The organism is Acidovorax sp. HMWF018, assembly GCF_003061035.1.
Classification (GTDB): Bacteria; Pseudomonadota; Gammaproteobacteria; order Burkholderiales; family Burkholderiaceae_C; genus Acidovorax; species Acidovorax delafieldii.
In genome coordinates this window covers 1-3,475 of the sequence record NZ_QAIM01000442.1, presented here as the reverse complement: position 1 = coordinate 3,475, position 3,475 = coordinate 1, and the positions used below count along the sequence as shown (strand labels likewise).

The 3,475-nt window shown below is 65.7% G+C and carries 3 protein-coding genes and 1 pseudogene; 3 read left to right on the top strand and 1 reads right to left on the bottom strand.

Annotated elements, in window-relative coordinates; all coding sequences use genetic code 11:
- Positions 1-433, bottom strand: a pseudogene (locus DBR23_RS18325) (D-serine ammonia-lyase); the annotation flags it as partial.
- A 93-nt stretch (positions 434-526) separates the two neighbouring features.
- Between DBR23_RS18325 and DBR23_RS18320 the strand changes: the two are divergent.
- The 3 genes from DBR23_RS18320 to DBR23_RS18310 all read left to right on the top strand — a co-directional run bounded on the left by DBR23_RS18320 (position 527) and on the right by DBR23_RS18310 (position 3,281).
- The gene (locus tag DBR23_RS18320) at positions 527-1,486 is read left to right on the top strand and encodes a LysR substrate-binding domain-containing protein (RefSeq protein WP_108499169.1); all 960 of its coding nucleotides are present in this window, start codon (positions 527-529) and stop codon (positions 1,484-1,486) included.
- Between the two features lie 71 nt (positions 1,487-1,557).
- Positions 1,558-1,860 (top strand): helix-turn-helix transcriptional regulator, encoded by a 303-nt coding sequence (locus DBR23_RS18315; protein WP_056744627.1) that lies wholly within the window; start codon positions 1,558-1,560, stop codon positions 1,858-1,860.
- Between the two features lie 44 nt (positions 1,861-1,904).
- Positions 1,905-3,281 carry a type II toxin-antitoxin system HipA family toxin gene (locus DBR23_RS18310; protein ID WP_108499168.1) on the top strand — a complete coding sequence of 459 codons (1,377 nt, stop codon included), beginning with the start codon at positions 1,905-1,907 and terminating at the stop codon, positions 3,279-3,281.
- Positions 3,282-3,475 lie beyond the last annotated feature (194 nt).

Below are 3,475 nucleotides of genomic sequence, written 5' to 3'. Positions count from 1 at the left end.
AGTCACCGCCGGGCTGCACCAGCCCATGCTGCAGCGCCAGCCCCTCGACAAACTCCAGCACCTCGTGCATGCCGCCCCGGGCCTTGATGGAGCCAGCGACGGGCAGGCTGTGGTCGGCCTTGATGAACAGTCGGCCTTGCCCCTCGGCCATGCCCAATGCGGGCTGCAGCGCCGTAGCGGGCAGCAGGGGCGACTCCACCACGCCACCTGTTGCGGCCAGCTCGGGGAACACCTGCGCCAGCAGCCCGGCAAAACGGGCCAGGCGGGCAGCCGCTGCGTGCGTATCATCCAGACTAATGGTCCTGCCCAGTGCAGGCAGCGCGGCGGCGGGCTGGGCCTGCCGCGCCGGGTTGGTCCACAAAGCAGGCTGGGCATTGCGTAAACGGGCAGTCAGCAAGGCATCCAAGGCAGGTTGGGTTTCGGCAGTCGTCATGGCAGCTATGTCTCGAAGAGTGTTGCCCACATTCTTCGCCGGCCACGCCACCGTCACAAACCATTTATATTGAGCGCATCATTAGTATTAATAATGAATATTCGCCTCTCCCCCTCCCTGCTCGCCTGGCTGCGCAGTTTTGATGCAGCCGCCCGCCACGGCAGCTTCACCAAGGCCGCGGCCGAGCTGTGCATCACCCAGGGCGCCGTGAGCCAGCAGGTCAAGCAACTCGAAGACTGGCTGCGCCGCCCGCTGTTCCTGCGCACGCCGCGCGCCCTGGTGCCGACGCCCGAGGGTAAATGGCTGGCCGTGGTGATGCGCGAGAGCTTTGACGCCATCGAAAGCACGCTGGCCCAGATGCGCCAGCCGGCAGAGGCCGCCACCGCCACGCTGAGCTGTTCACCCTCGTTTGCCATGAGCTGGCTCACCCCCCGGCTGGGTGACTTCTTTCGCCAACACCCCCACACCGGGCTGCGCGTGTTTGGCGAGTTCCACACCCTGGACCGCACCCGCATGGTGCGCGACGGCGTGGAAGCCGCCGTGCGCTTTGACCTGGGTGGTTACCGCGACCTGAATGCCACCGTGTTCCTGGACGAATGGCTCATTCCGGTGGCCAGCCCCGAGTTCCTGGCCCGACACCCTCCCATCAGCGCGCCTGACGATCTGCACGGCGAATGGCTGCTGCACGACAGCAGCGCCTGGGACGGCGCAGACACCTATGAAGAATGGCAACACTGGTTCGCGCAGAGGGGCGCCGCACCACCACCCTGGGCGGGCGGCCAGCAGTTCAACCTGTCGCAACTGGCCCTCGGCGCAGCGCTGGCCGGCCAGGGCATTGCCATGGGCCGCGCCGCGCTGGTGCTGCAGGATGTGAAGGCCGGGCGCCTGGTGCCGCTGCTGGGGCGCAGCGTGACATCGCGCGCGGCCTATTCGTTTGTGACCACCACGCACCCTAGCCCGGCAATGGAGCTGGTGAAAGAGTGGCTGCTGGAGGAGGCGCAGCGGTTTTGCACAGAGCGCAGCGAGGTATTGCCTCCGTTGGCTTCGCTCTAAACCGAGTCATGGCGGCTAAAATTTGTATATTTATATACTCTTTATATTAAAAAAAGAGTATAAATATCATCATGCCAAACGATCTCATCCCCGCTCTCGCCGCCGCCCGCAAAGCCCACCAGATGACCCAGGCCCAGTTGGCCGAAAGTGCAGGTCTCTCCCGCATGACGGTGCAGCGCACCGAAGGCGGCGACCTGGACCCCCGCTATTCCACCCTGGCCGAAATGGCGCGGGTGCTGGGCATGGACATCATTGCCGTACCCAGCAGCCTGCGGCCCAGCCTGGAGGCATTCATTCAGGCCGGTGGCAAGTTTCTGGGCCAGCCCGAGGGGGTGGATGCGCCGCCCTCGGTGGTGGACAGCCTGCGCCGCTGACCCTGACGACGCACCACCTTACCGCACTGCCCAGCCCAAGCCCCATGAGCACCTCCATCCGCTACCTGCGCCTGTACCTGCACCGCCCCCCGCTGGCGGATGGCAGCGCGGGCGAGCCAGGTACGACAGCAAGTCGTCGTGAGGCCATCGGATACCTCTCGCAATACGGCGACATCCTGCGCGTATCGTTTGACGAGAGCTACATCCGCAACCCGCAGCGCCCCACCCTGTCGCTCAGCTACCAGGGTGCGGACGAGGCCGCCACGCAGCAGATCCTGGCATCAGCACGCGATGCACGGCTGGTGCGCACCGATGGGCGCTGGCCCGTGTACTTCCAGAACCTGCTGCCCGAAGGCCACAACCGCGAGCGGCTGGCGCGCGAGCGCGGCTGCAGCCCCGACGACGAGTTCGAGCTGCTGGCCGCTGCAGGCCATGACCTGATGGGCGCGCTGGAGGTAGAGCCCGTGCCCGCGCAAGACGGCATCCCGGACGTGGTGCGCTACTGGCACACCACACAGGGGCTCGATGTGCTGGAGCCAGGGTTTGTGGAGTTCCCGGTGGAAGACGCAGCCTCGCTCCCCGGCGTGGTGACCAAGTTCAGCGCGGTGCAGGACGGCCGACGCTACACCGTGCACCGCCGGGGCGCGGCGGGCAGCGTGATTCTGAAGTTGCCCACCACCGCCCACCCCGATCTGGTGGCCAACGAGTACACCGGCTACCAGCTGTGCAAGGCGCTGGGCCTGCATTGCGCCGATGTGCAAGTCATCACCCGCGCCGAGGCCGACCTGCCCGACACCGTTCCCTTCAACGACATCCTCGCCGTGCAGCGCTTCGACCACCTGCCCGGCGGCGCCCGTGTGCACATGGAGGAGTTCAACCAGGTGCTGGGCTACACGCCCCGCCAAAAATACGGAAAGTCGCACGGCAAGGGGGTATTGCACGACTGGGCCACCATGCTGCGTGTGCTCAACCGCCTGAGCCGACAGCCGGTGCAGGACACGCGAGAGTTTCTCGCGCGCATGGTGGCCTTCATCCTGATGGGCAACACCGACGCCCACCTGAAGAACTGGGCCCTGATCTACCCCGACGGCCGCGTGCCCCAACTGGCCCCGCTGTATGACCCGGTGTGCGTGGCCGCGTTTTTTGATGGCGTGCCAGACCAGCAGTACGCCGTGAACCGAGCCATCGACAAAACCCTGCGGGCGCTAACCTGGGATGACATGGAAGGCCTGATGAAATCCGCCGGGCTGCTGCGCGTGCCCCGGCACATGGCGCTGTTGCGGGATGTGGTGAAACAGGCGCAGGCCGACTGGCCCGCATTGCTGCGTGATGCACCACCGGCCGTGCAGGCCACCGTACAGCAACGGCTGACGGGGGCGACGGTGCTGGGGCAGATCACCAGCCGCAGCGCCATGAATTGACGTCAAAACGCTCTGCTTTTAATAGCATTTAGCGCATATTTCACTAGCGCTACAGGCCGTTCAGATTCAAATTTTCGTCTCCAGCACCTCATAGGATGCACGCTCAGCCCGTGGTGCGGCGGGCGCGCTGGCAGTCTTCATACCGGCGCCCCAAACCACGCCCCCCCCCCCGCCGTGATGGCCATGGCCAGGGC

Excerpts from the sequence above, each read along its gene's own strand:
- DBR23_RS18315 (WP_056744627.1), top strand. The coding sequence starts at position 1,558 with ATGCCAAACGATCTCATCCCCGCTCTCGCCGCCGCCCGCAAAGCCCAC.
- DBR23_RS18310 (WP_108499168.1), top strand. The coding sequence starts at position 1,905 with ATGAGCACCTCCATCCGCTACCTGCGCCTGTACCTGCACCGCCCCCCG.
- DBR23_RS18320 (WP_108499169.1), top strand. The coding sequence starts at position 527 with ATGAATATTCGCCTCTCCCCCTCCCTGCTCGCCTGGCTGCGCAGTTTT.